The sequence below is a fragment of the Achromobacter sp. 1011811831 genome (genome assembly GCF_059760905.1).
On the sequence record NZ_JCBANG010000015.1, the window covers coordinates 42,936 to 57,643 of the forward strand.

Genomic DNA, 14,708 nt, shown 5'->3' on the forward strand with positions numbered 1-14,708 from the left:
ATGGATAGGGCTGAATTTGCGAGGGAAGAGGCGCAAGCCGCGGGATTGCTGGACTGCGCCGAATGGCGGGCCTTCGACCATGCGGCGCGCTGCGCGGAACTGGATGCCGGCGCGCTCAAGCTGATCGAGGCGGCGGGCCTGAGCCTGGACTTGTCCATGCAGCGCCAGTCGCCCGCGCTGGAGACGGCGGGGCTGGCCCTGCTGCGCGCCCGTGGCGTGCCGAGGGCCGTGCAGGCGCTGTTCGCGGGCGAGGCGGTGAACTGGACCGAGGACAAGCCCGCCTGGCATACGGCGCTGCGCGCGGGACGCACGCGCGAGCAGCCCGACGGCCAAGACGCCGGCTCCGTCTGCGAGTACGCGCGCATGCTGGACTTCGTGCGCGCGCTGGACCAGGAGGCGGACATCGGCGCCGTGCTGCACATCGGCATCGGCGGCAGCGACTGGGGGCCAAGGCTGGCGGTGCAGGCCTTTGGCGGCGCCACGCAGTGCCGGCAGATCCGTTTCGTCTCGAACATCGACGGCCATGCGTTCAACGACGCGGTGGCCGGGCTGGATCCACGGCGCTGCCTGGTGGTGGTGTCGTCCAAGTCCTTCACCACCGCCGAGACCCTGCACAATGCCCGGGCCGCCATCGCCTGGCTGCGGCGCGGCGGCGTGGCCGACGTGGCGGCGCATCTGGCCGCGGTCACGGCCAACGCGCCGGCGGCGCGCGCGCTGGGCGTGCCGGCCGAGCGGGTGTTCTCGATGTGCGACTGGGTGGGCGGCCGCTATTCGGTGTGGTCGGTGGCGGGCCTGTCCATCGCGCTGACGGTGGGCGCCGAGGTGCTGATCGGCATGCGGGCCGGCGCCGAGGCCATGGACCAGCATTTCCGGCTGGCGCCGCTGGCGTCCAATGCGCCGGTGCAGCTGGCGCTGGCCGGCCTGGTCAATTGCAGCGTGCTGGGCCACAACTCGCTGAACATCGCGGCCTACAGCGCGCGGCTGCTGCACCTGGTGACCTACCTGCAGCAGCTGGAGATGGAATCGCTGGGCAAGCGGGTGGCGGGCGATGGCGAAGCCGTGGGCGTGCCGTCCGCGCCCATCATCTGGGGCATGCCCGGCACCGATGGGCAGCACACCTTCTTCCAGTGGCTGCACCAGAGCGAGAATGGCGCGCCGGTGGATTTCATCGCCAGCCTGCAAGGCTGCCCGGACAACCCCGACGCGCACCGCATGCTGCTGGCCAACTGCCTGGCGCAGCGCCAGGCCCTGTTGCGCGGCAAGAGCCTGGAGCAGGCGCTGCTGGACGTGGCCCATATCGACGACCGCGAGCGCGCGCTGTGCCTGGCGCGCCACATGGTGCATCCCGGCGGGCGTCCGTCCTCGCTGATCGTGCTGCGCAAGCTGGATCCGCGTGGCCTGGGCGCGCTGCTGGCCTTGTACGAGCACAAGGTGTTCGTGCAGAGCGTGGTCTGGGGCATCAATCCCTTCGACCAATGGGGCGTGGAACTGGGCAAGCGGCTGGCCACCGGCATCGAGCGCGAGCTGGCGGTGCCGGTGTCGGCGGCCGTGGCCGACCGGGGGCACGACGCGTCCACGTCCTATTGGATCGATTGCTACCGGGGCCATGCCCAGGCGCCGCAGCCGCGCCATGCCTGGGTGCCTGGCGTCGCGGCGCATCTGTGAGCGGCGGCAGGGGCCGGCCCCTGCCGCATAACCCCTATGTCGTGTCGGGGGGATTCCGCGAAGGGCGCCGCAGCGGTTACAGTTGACGGGAATATTGCAAAGCAGCATCGGCCCGCCGGCCTGGCCGGCGGCCGCTGCTCCGTCAGCGAGGCACTCCATGTTCGACCTTCATTTCCACGCCGGCGCCGCCGGCATTTCCTGGCGGGCGCAGCCATGAGCGGACCCAGTCACATCCCGGCCGCGCACTGGAACCTGGACGGCATCGTGTCCGGCCTGCGCGAGGCGCGCCTGGCCTGGCGCGGTCCGCGCGGCCGCCTGCGCGAAGACGCCGGCCTGCGCGAGTTCCCGTCGCAGGAAAGCCTGCGCCAGATCGTCAAGGACCTGAGCGGCGCGCTGTTCCCCATGCGCCTGGGGCCCATCGACCTGCGCGAGGAAGTGGAAGACTTCTACGTCGGCCACACCATCGGCGCGGCGCTGGACGCGCTGCTGCACCAGGTCTGTCTTGAGCTGCAGTACGCCGGCCGCCACGATCCGGCGCTGCTGGCCGACACGCAGCAGCGTGCCATCGGCATCGTGCGCCAGTTCGGCGCCGAGCTGCCCAAGGTGCGCGAGGCGCTGGACCTGGACGTGACCGCCGCCTACCAGGGCGACCCGGCCGCGCACAGCGCCGACGAGGTGCTGCTGTGCTATCCCGGCGTGACCGCGATGATCCACCATCGCCTGGCCAACGTGCTGTACCGGCTGGGCGTGCCCATGCTGGCGCGCATGGTGGCCGAGATCGCCCATGCCGACACCGGCATCGACATCCACCCGGGCGCCACCATCGGCCGCAGCTTCTTCATCGACCACGGCACCGGCGTGGTGATCGGCGAGACCGCCATCATCGGCGACCGCGTGCGGCTCTACCAGATGGTGACGCTGGGCGCCAAGCGCTTCCCGCCCGGCGAGAACGGCGAGCTCAAGAAGGGCCTGCCGCGCCACCCGTTGATCGAGGACGATGTGGTGATATACGCTGGCGCCACGATCCTGGGCCGCATCACCATCGGCAAGGGATCGACCATCGGCGGCAACGTCTGGCTCACGCGCAGCGTGGCGCCGGGCAGCAACGTGACCCAGGCGAGCCTGGTCAGCGACATGCCCGACTGCGGGCTGGGCGGCTGATCGTCGCGCCGGGCGCGGCCGCCGGTCCGCGCATCGGTGATTCTGGGAGCCTGGATGGACACACGCGTTTCGGATCTGGCCGCGCTGCGCGGCTTCGTCGACCGCCACCCGCGGCTATTCGTGCTAACGGGGGCGGGCGTCAGCACCGATTCCGGCATCCCGGACTATCGCGACACCGAGGGCGAATGGAAGCGCAAGCCGCCCATGACCCTGCAGATGTTCATGGGCGGCGACCTGGCCCGCGCGCGCTACTGGGCGCGCAGCATGATCGGCTGGCGCCGCTTCGGCCGCGTCCTGCCCAATGATTCGCACCGGGCGCTGGCGCGGCTGGAATCGCGCGGCCGGCTCAGCCTGCTGGTGACGCAGAACGTCGACGGCCTGCACGAGGCCGCCGGCAGCCGCGAGGTCGTGGACCTGCACGGCCGGCTGGATCAGGTGCGCTGCATGCAGTGCGACTGGCGCGGCGAGCGGCAGGCCTGGCAGGATGAACTGGCGGGGCTTAATCCGCATTGGGAATCGCTGGAGGCCAGCGACGCGCCAGACGGCGACGCCGATCTGGACGGCGTGGATTTCTCCGGATTCCGCGTTCCGCCCTGTCCGCGCTGCGGCGGCGTGGTCAAGCCCGATGTGGTCTTTTTTGGCGAGACGGTGCCGCGCGAACGCGTGGACCGCGTCAACGCGGGCCTGATGGCCGCCGACGCGGTGCTGGTCGTGGGGTCTTCATTGATGGTGTATTCGGGCTACCGCTTCGTGGCCGCCGCCGCGCGCAACGGCATGCCGATCGCGGCGGTCAATCTGGGCCGCACGCGCGCCGACGCCTTGCTGACCCTGAAGGTGGAACAGCCTTGCGCGCAGGCGCTGGATGCCCTGTGAAAGCGTCCGCTGGCCGCCAGCCTGCGGCCGGTTTTTGAGCGGTTTATACAAGCCCTTGTCCTGCAAGGGTTTTTTTCTGCTGTTACAGAGCTTTCCATAGGGTTGTCCACAGATAGTGGGGATAACTCCTAGGGATAACCCGAGGCGGAGTCCCGGAAAATGGGACTCCAGACGGGGACCGACCCCGCCCGGACTCAGCTTTCCGAGGCCACGAAATCCTCGCCCATCAGCGCTTTCTGCGCGGCATGCCAGCTGCCCGCGTCGGGCGCGTACAGCAGGCCGCCGCTGCGGTGCGTGGGCTTGTACGGCGAACCGTCGAAGCGCGCGGCGTAGCCGCCGGCCTCGCGGTGCAGCAGCCAGCCGGCGGCGTGGTCCCAGGCGGTGAGCTGGTTGTACAGGGCAATATGGCAATGGCCTGCCGCCAGCATGCGGTATTCATGGGCCGCGCAGCGCAGCGAGGCCGTGCTGCCCAATTTCGACAGGTTGCCGTTGACCGTGCTGCGCAGCGGCTCGGGCAGCGCGCCGGTGGAGATCAGGCCGTCCATGTCCTCGGGCGGCGCGGGGCTGGCCACGGCCAGCGGCGCCTGCTTGCCGTTCTCGTATTCCATCCATGCGCCTTCGCCGCGCACGGCCAGCGCGCTGTCGCGGCTGACGGGGTCGTAAATCACGCCGGCGATCACGTCGCCGCGATGGCAGGCGGCGATCATCATGCCGAACAGCGGCAGGCCCGCCACGTAGTTGCGGGTGCCGTCGATGGGATCGATCAGGAAGGCCAGGTCGGCGTCGACCAGCATGTTCAGCAGCGCCGGATTGCGGGTCGAGGCTTCCTCGCCGATCAGCACCGCGCCGGGATACAGCTTGGCCAGGCGTGCGCTGATCATGCGTTCGGCGGCCTCGTCGGCATCGGTGACCAGGTCGCGCGCGGAGGTCTTGCCGCGCACGGCGCCCTCGGGCAGGTTGCGAAAGCGCGGCATGACCTCGGCCTGGGCCGTATCGGCCAGGATGGACGCCAGCCGGCGCGTTTCTTCGCGGGTGAAAGATCTGCTCATAGTATTCGTCCTAGCAACGCGCAAATCTAGCATGCCGGCAAGGCAATGGATCGTGTCGGGGAAGGGGTTGAATCAAAAGAGCATTTCAGGGACGGCTTGGCGTCGCATCGCTTGGGGAAGATGGAGCTTCCCACGACTGATGAGATAGATTCAGGTACTGACGTACGATGGGCGACGGGTATGTCTTTCGCCAGGAAAAAAATGAAGTGCAATGCATTGATGTTGGCCGAGTTGAAGAAAACCAGGTTGAGCGGATTGGCGCTGCCCTTCGAGCTTGCTTCGTGGGTGAGCAGCGGCTTTATTCAGAAGGACGGTTGCGTATTCTTGTCCGCACAGTACAAATCTCATCCAGGCAATGCGCATTTCATCGACAAGACTGGCCTCGAATGCTTTGTCAATTCATTTCACATCGAGGACCACGTGAATGAAAGACACCTCGACTACGCCTGCCTGTTCTGCAATGAAATACTCGGGAAATGGGCAGATGAGGGACACAATGAGGCGCTGAGAGCGATTGTGTCCTTGAACGGAGCGGGCGTCGTTGTCAAATTCCATATCGTGCGTCCAGGAGAGCATTGGTTGAGCGCCGATCTGGACGGGTACGACGATGCTGTCCTTGAAGTGGACAGCGAGCCAGGAATGCCATTTTCTGATTTCATCAAACCGGCGGCATGAACCGCCCAGCCGTAACGAAGGATTCCGGGTATTGAAGACGACACGAAACGCTGACGTAAAGAAACTTGCGCCTGACGTTGTCCTGGCTGAAACCTACGATGAGGCAAAGGTGAACGCGATGTTGACGCAGAGGGTTGGGATATCTAATCGGAATGGGCTGAATGTGGAGTCATGAAGAACGCAGCGGGACGGTTCTGGAACTTTCCTGTCTGGACAAATCGAATGATTCTCCCGCACGTATTACCGAGCAGCCTGTGGGGGAGCGAGTAAACACAGCGATTGAGCGTGCCTTTGAGTATGGCGGATTCGTGAATTTGAGCGTCCTGTTACCCAAGAATGCCTTCATCAAAAAATTGAACATGACATCTCTTCCGGGGCAATACCGGCTGGTTGCGCTGACCAGGTCTGACGATCCCCGGGCTGGGTTGCTGGAGTGGTGGGAGCCGGGGCATGCTCCGTTCAGAGGCCTCGTGCGTTTTGGCGATGACCCTTGGGATGCCAGGACAGTGAGTGCCGATCCGGCTATCGCTCAGGATTTGTTCAAAGAACTCTTCGATCACGGACAACTGTCGGTTGGATTGGCACAACTTCGATCGCCGTGGGATCCGAAGCCTTAGTCCGCGTTACGAAAATCGAGGTGCAAATGGAGACGCCGACGCGATGTGACACGGCGCGAGGGCCATACCGCGCACTCAGCAGAGGAAATGGATAATGATCGTCGGGATGTTGGCCCCGCAGTGGTCCGAAGCGTATTCACGTTTTGAACTTTCTGGAAGAACCGTGGCCGCTTCGGATGAGGCGGCAAGGCTGGGCCGAGGCGCGGAAGAAATAGCCGCATGGCTGGCTGATGACGTTAGGGATGCTGCGTCGGCGGAGCGGTGGCTCCGTCAGTTCTCCTCCATCAAGGCCGGATCTGAAAGAGAGGGGTACCAGGGTACGGGCAATGCCCATAGTGTGGGCGTGCAGGGGAGGCTGGTGTATCTGGAATGCCTGTACGTCGATGAATTCAAAGTTGCCCTGACGCTCGATCAGATGGTGGATGTGTTGAACCACTACCTTGCCTTCCTGAAGCACAAACGCGGCAATATGGATCATCCTCCTGCGTCTTTTTTGGTCGAATTCGAGCGGGAAGGGGATGCTGCCTTGGAAGCTTACTCAGGTTCAGGGGGGCGTATGGGGTGGACCAAGGAAGAGATGGCGCAGGCCAATGCCAAGGGCAAGCGGGACAAGCGCGATAGCAAGCTCCGGGCGCTTGCTGAGAATTCAAAACCGCACGGACGCTAGTATGTCCGCCAATGAAACAGCGCCGTCGGCAAGACACACGGGAATCCCCCCACATGCCTTGCCGACGGCGCTGTCGCGTTCGTAAACCTCCGAAACGCGTAAAGCCATTCGCCCCGAAGCGCCATGCGCTCCAGGGCCGGGCTTTAACCCAGATCCAGGCAGAGGTACTTGATCTCCAGGTATTCCTCGATCCCGTACTTCGAGCCTTCGCGGCCCAGGCCGGATTGCTTGACGCCGCCGAACGGGCCGACTTCGTTGGAGATGAGGCCCGTGTTGATGCCGACGATGCCGTATTCCAGCGCTTCGGACACGCGCCAGACGCGGGCGTAGTCGCGGGTGAAGAAGTACGCGGCCAGGCCGAAGATGGTGTCGTTGGCCTGTTCGATGACTTCCTGCTCGGTCTCGAAGCGGAACAGCGGCGCGACCGGGCCGAAGGTTTCCTCGGTGGCGAAGCGCATGGCCTTGGTCACGTCGCGGACCACGGTGGGTTCGAAGAAGGTGCCGCCCAGCGCGTGGTGCTTGCCGCCGGCCACGACCTTGGCGCCGTGCGCGGTGGCGTCGGCGATGTGCTCCTGCACCTTCTCGACGGCGTTGGCGTCGATCAGCGGACCTTGCGTCACGCCGTCGCCGAAGCCGTCGCCGACCTTCATGGCCGCGACCTTGGCGAGCAGGCGCTTGGTCACTTCCTCGTACACGCCGGCCTGGATGTAGATGCGGTTGGCGCAGACGCAGGTCTGGCCGGCGTTGCGGAACTTGGAGGCCAGGATGCCGTCCACGGCGCGGTCCAGGTCGGCGTCGTCGAACACGATGAAGGGCGCGTTGCCGCCCAGTTCCAGCGACAGCTTCTTGATGGTGGGCGCGCATTGCTCCATCAGCGTGCGGCCGACTTCGGTCGAGCCGGTGAAGCTCAGCTTGCGCACCGCGTCGCTTTCGCACAGGGCCGCTCCGATCTCGCGCGAGCTGCCGGTGACGACGTGGAACACGCCGGCCGGCACGCCGGCTTCCTCGGCCAGCACGGCCAGCGCCAGCGCGGTCAGCGGGGTCTGCTGGGCGGGCTTGAGCACCATGGTGCAGCCGGCGGCCAGCGCCGGGCCGGCCTTGCGCGTGATCATGGCGGCCGGGAAGTTCCACGGTGTGATGGCGGCGGTGACGCCGATGGGCTGCTTGAGCGCCAGCAGGCGCTGGCCGGCCTTGGGGCTTTGCAGCACGTCGCCGTCGATGCGCTTGGCTTCCTCGGCGAACCATTCCAGGAACGAGGCGGCGTAGGCGATTTCGCCGGCGGCCTCGGTCACGGGCTTGCCCTGTTCCGAGGTCATGATGGCGGCCAGGTCCTTCTGGTGCTGCATCATCAGCTGCGACCACTTCAGCAGGATGGCGGCGCGTTCCTTGCCGGTCTTGGCGCTCCAGGCGGGCAGGGCGGCCTCGGCGCTGGCGATGGCGGCCTCGGTTTCCTTGCGGCCAAACTTCGGCACGGACACGATGGTCTTGCCGGTGGACGGGTTGCTCACGGGAATGGACGGGCCATTGCCGGCGCCCACCCACTTGCCGCCGATGTAGCAGGCGTCGCGCAGCAGGTCGGGGCGGGTCAGATTGATTTGGGTCATGCTGTAAGTCTCCTAAAGGGGGGGGCCACCCCCGCAGCGCTGCGCGCTTCCCCCTAGGCGGGCCCCCCTCAAGGGGGCATGCCTGCGGACCGGCGGAGCCGGATCCGCGGCATCCCGATTTTGGGGGGACGGCCGTTTCAGGGGGCGTGGGGGCGGCGCGATAGCGCCGTGTAAACGGATATCCGGCCGGGGCGGGCTCAGCCCTTTCGGGCTGGCGCCACCGGCCGGATGATCGGGGGGCGCCCGGTTCTTATGCTGCCAGCGCCTCGGACAGGATGTCCAGCGCTCGGGCGAACTGGGCGTCGGGAATGGTCAGGGGGTACAGGAAGCGCAGTACGTTGCCGTACACGCCGCAGCTCAGCAGGATCAGGCCGCGTTCCATGGCGCGCGCCTGCACGCGCTTGACGGCGTCGGCGTCCGGCTTGCCGGTGGCCGGGTCGTTCAGTTCCAGCGCCACCATCGAGCCCAGGCCGCGCACGTCGACGATGCCGGGAACCTTGGCGCGCAGGCCCTCGAGATGGGCGCGCAGCTTGTCGCCCAGCTGGACGGCGCGCTCGCACAGTTTTTCCTCGGCGATCACGTCCAGCACCGCGTGCGCGGCGGCCACGGCCAGCGGGTTGCCGGCGTAGGTGCCGCCCAGGCCGCCGGCGGCGGGCGCGTCCATGACGTCGGCGCGGCCCACCACGCCCGAGATCGGCATGCCGCCGCCCAGGCTCTTGGCCATGGTGATGAGGTCGGCCTGCACCGAGTGGTGTTCCATCGCGTACAGCTTGCCGGTGCGGCCGAAGCCGGTCTGGACTTCATCGGCGATCAGCAGGATGCCGTGCTCGTCGCAGAGCTTGCGCAGCGCGGTCATCAGTTCGGGCGGGGTGATGTTGAAGCCGCCTTCGCCCTGCACGGGTTCGATGATGATGGCGGCGACGCGCTTGGGATCGATGTCGACCTTGAACAGCAGGTCCAGCGCCTTGAGCGAGTCGGCCACCGTGATGCCCTGGGTGCCGTTGGGGAAGGGCACGTGGTAAACGTCGCCCGGCATGGGGCCGAAGGACAGCTTGTACGGGGCGACCTTGCCGGTCAGCGCCATGCCCATCATGGTGCGGCCGTGGAAGGCGCCGGAGAAGGCGATCACGCCCGAGCGGCCGGTGGCCGAGCGCGCGATCTTGATGGCGTTCTCGACGGCCTCGACGCCGGTGGTGAAGAAGGCGCTCTTCTTCAGGCCGTCGATGGGGGCCAGGCGGTTGATGCGTTCGGCCAGCGAGATGTAGCCCTCGTAGGGCACGATCTGGTAGGCGGTGTGGGTGAAGTTGTCGAGCTGGGCCGAGATGGCGGCCTTGACCTTGGGATGCAGGTGGCCGGTGTTCAGCACGGCGATGCCGCCGGCGAAGTCGATGTATTCCTTGCCGTTGGCGTCCCACAGCGTGGCGTTCTCGGCGCGCACGGCATAGAAATCGCACATCACGCCGACGCCGCGCGGCGTGGCCAGGGAACGGCGGGTATTCAGATCCTGATTCTTCATCTCAGCCTCGCATCGCGGGTAATGGGTTAGCCCCTAATTTAATGCTACGATGGCCCCATTGTTGGGAACCACTTTTGTAAAATAGGTAGAACCAATTGCGTTCCATCGTAGGCGACCTGCTGCTGCTTCGGCTGGCCGAGGCCAGCGGCGAGCCGATGAACCGGCGGCTGTACCGTGGCCTGCGCGAAGCCATCCTGGAAGGCGCCATCGCCGCCGATACCCGCCTGCCGGCCTCGCGCGACCTGGCGGCCGAGCTGGGCATCGCCCGCAACACCGTGGTCCACGTCTACAGCCAGCTGCTGGCCGAGGGCTATACCCGCAGCCGGCAGGGCAACGGCACCTTCGTCAACGCCTCGCTGCCGGACTCGTTCCTGAGCAGCGGACGGCGCGCCCGCCTGGCGGCCGCGCCGCAGCCGCGTCCGGCGCTGTCGCCGCGCGGCGCGGCCATCGTCGATGGCGCCTCGGCCTCGCCCTACCAATGGGGCGCCTTCATGCCGGGCGTGCCCGACCTGACCGAATTCCCGCACCGCAAGTTCGGCCGCATCGTCAGCGCGCTGTGGCGCAATCCGCCGCCCGACCTGCTCACCTACGCCCATGGCGGCGGGCTGCCGGCGCTGCGCGAGGCGCTGGCGCAGCACCTGGCGCTGACGCGCTCGATCGATTGCGATCCCGAACAGATCATCATCACCGAGGGCTCGCACCAGGCCATCGACCTGGCCTCGCGCATCCTGGGCGATCCGGGCGAGGTGGCCTGGGTCGAGGATCCGGGCTATTGGGGCGCGCGCACCGTGCTGCAGGCCAATGGCCTGCGCATCCGCCATCTGCCGGTGGACGAGGAAGGTATGCAGGTGCCGCAGGAAGCCGGCGGGGAACCGCCGCGCTTCATCTTCGTCACGCCGTCGCATCAGTATCCGTTGGGGCCGGTGATGTCGCTGGCGCGCCGCCGCCAGCTGCTGGCGGTCGCGCGGCGCCATGGCAGCTGGATCATCGAGGACGACTACGACAGCGAGTTCCGCTTCTCGGGGCGACCCATCGCCTCGCTGCTGGGGCTGGAGCCGGACGCGCCCGTGATCTACATGGGCACCTTCAGCAAGACGCTGTACCCGGGGCTGCGCGTGGGCTATCTGGTGTTGCCGCGCCCGCTGGTGGCGGCATTCCAGGCGGCGCACGCCGAGCTGTACCGCGAGGGCCACCAGATGACGCATGCCGCGCTGGCGGCCTTCATCGCGGACGGCCACTACGCCGCGCACATCCGGCGCATGCGCATGCTGTACGGCCGCCGCCGCGCCATGCTGGTCAACCTGATCGAGCGCCGCCTGGGCGCCGACTGGCTGCACCGCGACGCCAGCCTGGCCGGGCTGCACCTGGTGCTGACGCTGCCCCCCGACATGGACGACCTGCGCGTGGTCGAGGAGGCGCGCGCGCGCGGCGTGCTGACGCGTCCGCTGTCACGCTACTACGCAGACCCGGCGCTGCGGCGTCCGGGGCTGCTGCTGGGTTTTGCCTGCGTGCCCGAGCAGGACATCGCGCGCAAGTTCGAGGTGTTGCTGGACAGCCTGGCGGAGGTGGCGCGCAAGCCGGCGCGCGCGGCCCGCGCTTGAGCCGCCAAGGGCGCATCGGCGACCGCGTCTCAGAACCCCGGCAGCGCCGCCGCGAACGCGGCCGCGTTGCGCATGCCCTGGTCCTCGAAATTGGTGTTGAAGACGGCGTGCGCCTGCGCGCTTTGCGCGGCCAGCCGGGAAAAGCGCTGGGCCAGCTCCGCCAGCTCGGCCTCGGAATACTCGTACTGGAAGCGTCCCGACGAGGCTTGCGTGGTCCGGTTCCAGGCGGCCGCGTTGCGGCCATGCAGCCGCAACAGCGTCAGCTCGGGATGCGTGCTTGCCCAGACGGCGGGCACGCTGTTCTCCGGCCCGGCGGGCGCGTCCACCACCGTGTGCACCGCGCCCAGCTCGCGCAGCAGCGCCAGCGTGCCGGCCGTCGCGGCGGCGCTGTCGAACCAGCTGCGGTGGCGCAGCTCGATGGAGACCAGGTGCTCGTCCATGCGCCGCGCCGCCTCGGCCAGCGCCGCGTGGCCGCGCGCGTCGCGCCGTATCCAGGGCGGGAACTGGAAATGCACGGCGCCCAGCTTGCCCGGCAGGCGCAGCGGCTCCAGCGCCAGCGTGTAGCGCCGCCAGAGTTCGTCGCGCAGCTCGCCAGGCACATCGTTGTAGTAGATGAACGGATCCGGCCAATCGTCGAGCTCCGCGCGGATGTCGGGGGGCAGGGCGGACAGCGGCGTCTGGTGGCTGGTGAACAGCCGGAACGCCTTGATGTTGAAGACGAAGCCGTCCGGCGTGCGCTGGTCCCAGCGCCAGGCGTTCTCGGCCGTGGGCAGCGCGTAGTAGCTGGAATCGATCTCGACCAGCGGGAAGCGCGCCGCGTAGTAGCGCAGCCGGGCCTCGGCGTTGGCGGCCACGGCCGGCGGATAGAAGCGGCCGCAGGCCAGCAGCGTGGGATCGGTCCAGGAGGCAGCGCCGGTGAGGATGCGCATGGCGGTCGGGGGCGACTAAGGGCGAGGAAACGCGGGCGGGTCGGGCGCGCGGGACGGGGCGATGGGCTGCCATGGCGCTCCGGGCGAGGGCGCCGGGGCGGAGCGGGCACCGGGTTATGATAGCTGGATATATGAACAGTTGTCTGACCTGTGCGCGCCCTGGCTGGTCCCGCCTTCCGGGCCGTGGGCGCGCATGGGCCTGTTGCCATTCTCCCGCCCATGTCCGATACGCAATCCCCGTCTTCCTCAGCGCAGCAGGACCGCCCCGATCCCCTGGCGGACCTCAACCCCGCCCAGCGCGCGGCGGTGGAATTCGGCGTGGCCCCGGCCGGGGCCGGCCAGGGCGGCGGCGAGGACGGCCCGCTGCTGGTGATCGCCGGCGCTGGTTCGGGCAAGACCAATACGCTGGCCCACCGCGTGGCCCATCTGATCCTGAACGGCGCTGATCCCCAGCGCATGCTGTTGCTGACCTTCTCGCGCCGCGCCGCCCTGGAAATGGAGCGTCGCGTGGGCGCGGTGCTGCACCGGGTGATGCGCCTGAACGCGGCGCAGCAGCCGCCGGCCCTGCCCTGGGCGGGCACCTTCCATGCCATCGGCGCGCGCCTGCTGCGCGATTGCGCGCAGCGCATCGGCCTGTCCGAGTCCTTCACCATCCTGGACCGGGGCGACGCCGAGGACCTGATGGGCATGGTGCGGCACGAACTGGGCCAGTCCTCGGCCAAGTCGCGCTTTCCGCTCAAGGGCACCTGCCTGGCCATCTATTCGCGCGTGATCAACAGCCAGGCGCCGGTGGAAGACGTGCTCAAGACCGCCTTCCCCTGGTGCGCGCAATGGGAGACCGAGCTCAAGGCCCTGTTCCGCGCCTATGTCGCGGCCAAGCAGGACCAGCAGGCGCTGGACTACGACGACCTGCTGCTGTACTGGGCCGAGATGATGGGCGATCCCGGCATCGCGGCCGATGTGGGGGCGCGCTTCGACCATGTGCTGGTCGACGAATACCAGGACACCAATCGCCTGCAATCCGCCATCCTGCTGGCCATGAAGCCGGACGGGCGCGGCCTGACCGTGGTGGGCGACGACGCGCAGTCGATCTATTCCTTCCGCGCGGCCACCGTGCGCAACATCCTGGACTTTCCCACGCAATTTCCGCGGCCCGCGCGCGTGGTCACGCTGGACCGCAACTACCGTTCCACCCAGCCCATCCTGAACGCGTCCAACGCCGTGATCGGATTGGCGGCGGAACGCTATGCCAAGGATCTCTGGACCGACCGGCAATCCTCGCAGCTGCCCGAAATGGTCAACGTCAGCGACGAGGCAGGGCAGGCGCGCTGGGTCGCCGACCAGGTGCTGGCGCAGCGCGAAGCGGGCGCCACGCTCAAGTCGCAGGCGGCGCTGTTCCGTTCGGCCAGCCATAGCGCGGCGCTGGAACTGGAGCTGACGCGGCGCAATATCCCCTTCGTGAAATTCGGCGGACTACGCTTCCTGGAGGCGGCCCACATCAAGGATCTGCTGTCCCTGCTGCGCTGGGCCGAGAATCCGCGCGGCCGCATGGCGGGCTTCCGCGTGGCGCAGCTGCTGCCGGGCGTCGGTCCGGCCACGGCCGGCAAGCTGATGGATGCGATGTCGGCCTCGGCCGAGCCGCTGGCGGCCCTGCGCGCGTTCAAGCCGGGCGCGGCGGCGCAGCAGGACTGGGGCGCCTTCGCCGACACCTATGCCGCGCTGCGCGATCCCGCGCTGACATGGCCCGCCGATGTAGACCTGGCCTTGCGCTGGTACGCGGGCCAGCTCGAACGGCTGTACGACGATGCGCGCGTGCGCCGCGCCGACCTGGAACAGCTGGCCCGCATCGCGGCCGGCTATCCGTCGCGCGAACGCTTCCTGACCGAGCTGACGCTCGATCCGCCCGACGCCACCAGCGACGAGTCGGGCGCGCCGCTGCGCGACGAGGATTACATGATCCTGTCCACCATCCATTCCGCCAAGGGACAGGAATGGAAGGCCGTGTATGTGCTGAACGTGGTGGACGGCTGCATTCCGTCGGACATGAGCACCGGCACGGCCGAGGAAATCGAGGAAGAACGCCGCCTGCTGTACGTGGCCATGACCCGCGCGCGCGAACGCCTGCAGCTGGTCGTGCCGCAGCGCTTCTACGTGCACCAGCAGACCGGCATGGGCGACCGGCATGTGTATGCGTCGCGCACGCGCTTCATCACCAACGCCATGCTGCCGCTGTTCGACCACCTGCCCAAGGCGCCGCCGCTGCCCGAGGGGAGCGGCGCGGGCCCGTCGCCGCAGGCGCCGAGCATCGACGTGGCGCGTCGGGTGCGCGGCCTGTTTTCTTAGTGCGCTTT

12 protein-coding genes are annotated in these 14,708 nt (G+C 67.9%); 8 read left to right on the forward strand and 4 right to left on the reverse strand.

The window, feature by feature from the left end:
* From pgi to AC6LJ9_RS08490, 3 genes are all read left to right on the forward strand, one after another.
* Complete coding sequence (gene pgi, locus AC6LJ9_RS08480; RefSeq protein ID WP_498147215.1) at nucleotides 1–1,665, forward strand: glucose-6-phosphate isomerase; 1,665 nt, start codon at nucleotides 1–3, stop codon at nucleotides 1,663–1,665.
* Nucleotides 1,666–1,878: 213 nt separating this feature from the next.
* On the forward strand, nucleotides 1,879–2,826 hold the full coding sequence (gene epsC / locus AC6LJ9_RS08485) for a serine O-acetyltransferase EpsC (protein ID WP_498147216.1): 948 nt from the start codon (nucleotides 1,879–1,881) through the stop codon (nucleotides 2,824–2,826).
* A gap of 54 nt (nucleotides 2,827–2,880) precedes the next feature.
* Entirely contained in the window at nucleotides 2,881–3,699 is an 819-nt protein-coding gene (locus AC6LJ9_RS08490; RefSeq protein ID WP_498147217.1) for an NAD-dependent protein deacetylase, read from the forward strand.
* A gap of 194 nt (nucleotides 3,700–3,893) precedes the next feature.
* On the opposite strand, the gene AC6LJ9_RS08495 is transcribed toward AC6LJ9_RS08490, so the two are convergent.
* Entirely contained in the window at nucleotides 3,894–4,748 is an 855-nt protein-coding gene (locus tag AC6LJ9_RS08495) for an inositol monophosphatase family protein (protein WP_212313528.1), read from the reverse strand.
* Nucleotides 4,749–4,793: 45 nt separating this feature from the next.
* Here AC6LJ9_RS08495 and AC6LJ9_RS08500 point away from each other — a divergent pair, with 45 nt between their 5' ends.
* From AC6LJ9_RS08500 to AC6LJ9_RS08510, 3 genes are all read left to right on the forward strand, one after another.
* Entirely contained in the window at nucleotides 4,794–5,423 is a 630-nt protein-coding gene (locus AC6LJ9_RS08500) for a PM0498 family protein (RefSeq protein ID WP_498147218.1), read from the forward strand.
* 161 nt (nucleotides 5,424–5,584) lie between these two features.
* Nucleotides 5,585–6,040 (forward strand): DUF6911 family protein, encoded by a 456-nt coding sequence (locus AC6LJ9_RS08505; RefSeq protein WP_498147219.1) that lies wholly within the window; start codon nucleotides 5,585–5,587, stop codon nucleotides 6,038–6,040.
* A gap of 94 nt (nucleotides 6,041–6,134) precedes the next feature.
* Nucleotides 6,135–6,707 (forward strand): hypothetical protein, encoded by a 573-nt coding sequence (locus AC6LJ9_RS08510; RefSeq protein WP_498147220.1) that lies wholly within the window; start codon nucleotides 6,135–6,137, stop codon nucleotides 6,705–6,707.
* A 143-nt stretch (nucleotides 6,708–6,850) separates the two neighbouring features.
* Here the strand turns inward: AC6LJ9_RS08510 and AC6LJ9_RS08515 are convergent, their stop codons facing one another.
* Together AC6LJ9_RS08515 and AC6LJ9_RS08520 are read right to left on the reverse strand one after the other, a co-directional pair.
* Nucleotides 6,851–8,311 carry an NAD-dependent succinate-semialdehyde dehydrogenase gene (locus AC6LJ9_RS08515; RefSeq protein WP_498147221.1) on the reverse strand — a complete coding sequence of 487 codons (1,461 nt, stop codon included), beginning with the start codon at nucleotides 8,309–8,311 and terminating at the stop codon, nucleotides 6,851–6,853.
* Between the two features lie 250 nt (nucleotides 8,312–8,561).
* Nucleotides 8,562–9,827: a 4-aminobutyrate--2-oxoglutarate transaminase gene (locus AC6LJ9_RS08520; RefSeq protein WP_498147222.1), complete on the reverse strand. Its 1,266-nt coding sequence runs from the start codon at nucleotides 9,825–9,827 to the stop codon at nucleotides 8,562–8,564.
* A 95-nt stretch (nucleotides 9,828–9,922) separates the two neighbouring features.
* Between AC6LJ9_RS08520 and pdxR the strand changes: the two genes are divergently transcribed.
* Entirely contained in the window at nucleotides 9,923–11,428 is a 1,506-nt protein-coding gene (pdxR, locus tag AC6LJ9_RS08525) for a MocR-like pyridoxine biosynthesis transcription factor PdxR (RefSeq protein WP_498147223.1), read from the forward strand.
* A 29-nt stretch (nucleotides 11,429–11,457) separates the two neighbouring features.
* Here pdxR and AC6LJ9_RS08530 read toward each other — a convergent pair whose 3' ends face one another.
* Entirely contained in the window at nucleotides 11,458–12,357 is a 900-nt protein-coding gene (locus tag AC6LJ9_RS08530) for a DUF72 domain-containing protein (protein ID WP_498147224.1), read from the reverse strand.
* Nucleotides 12,358–12,576: 219 nt separating this feature from the next.
* Here AC6LJ9_RS08530 and AC6LJ9_RS08535 point away from each other — a divergent pair, with 219 nt between their 5' ends.
* Complete coding sequence (locus AC6LJ9_RS08535; RefSeq protein ID WP_498147225.1) at nucleotides 12,577–14,700, forward strand: ATP-dependent helicase; 2,124 nt, start codon at nucleotides 12,577–12,579, stop codon at nucleotides 14,698–14,700.
* Nucleotides 14,701–14,708 lie beyond the last annotated feature (8 nt).

Excerpts from the sequence above, each read along its gene's own strand:
- AC6LJ9_RS08495 (WP_212313528.1), bottom strand. The coding sequence starts at position 4,748 with ATGAGCAGATCTTTCACCCGCGAAGAAACGCGCCGGCTGGCGTCCATC.
- AC6LJ9_RS08535 (WP_498147225.1), top strand. The coding sequence starts at position 12,577 with ATGTCCGATACGCAATCCCCGTCTTCCTCAGCGCAGCAGGACCGCCCC.
- AC6LJ9_RS08520 (WP_498147222.1), bottom strand. The coding sequence starts at position 9,827 with ATGAAGAATCAGGATCTGAATACCCGCCGTTCCCTGGCCACGCCGCGC.
- AC6LJ9_RS08515 (WP_498147221.1), bottom strand. The coding sequence starts at position 8,311 with ATGACCCAAATCAATCTGACCCGCCCCGACCTGCTGCGCGACGCCTGC.
- pgi (WP_498147215.1), top strand. The coding sequence starts at position 1 with ATGGATAGGGCTGAATTTGCGAGGGAAGAGGCGCAAGCCGCGGGATTG.
- AC6LJ9_RS08530 (WP_498147224.1), bottom strand. The coding sequence starts at position 12,357 with ATGCGCATCCTCACCGGCGCTGCCTCCTGGACCGATCCCACGCTGCTG.
- AC6LJ9_RS08505 (WP_498147219.1), top strand. The coding sequence starts at position 5,585 with ATGTGGAGTCATGAAGAACGCAGCGGGACGGTTCTGGAACTTTCCTGT.
- epsC (WP_498147216.1), top strand. The coding sequence starts at position 1,879 with ATGAGCGGACCCAGTCACATCCCGGCCGCGCACTGGAACCTGGACGGC.
- AC6LJ9_RS08500 (WP_498147218.1), top strand. The coding sequence starts at position 4,794 with ATGGATCGTGTCGGGGAAGGGGTTGAATCAAAAGAGCATTTCAGGGAC.
- AC6LJ9_RS08510 (WP_498147220.1), top strand. The coding sequence starts at position 6,135 with ATGATCGTCGGGATGTTGGCCCCGCAGTGGTCCGAAGCGTATTCACGT.
- AC6LJ9_RS08490 (WP_498147217.1), top strand. The coding sequence starts at position 2,881 with ATGGACACACGCGTTTCGGATCTGGCCGCGCTGCGCGGCTTCGTCGAC.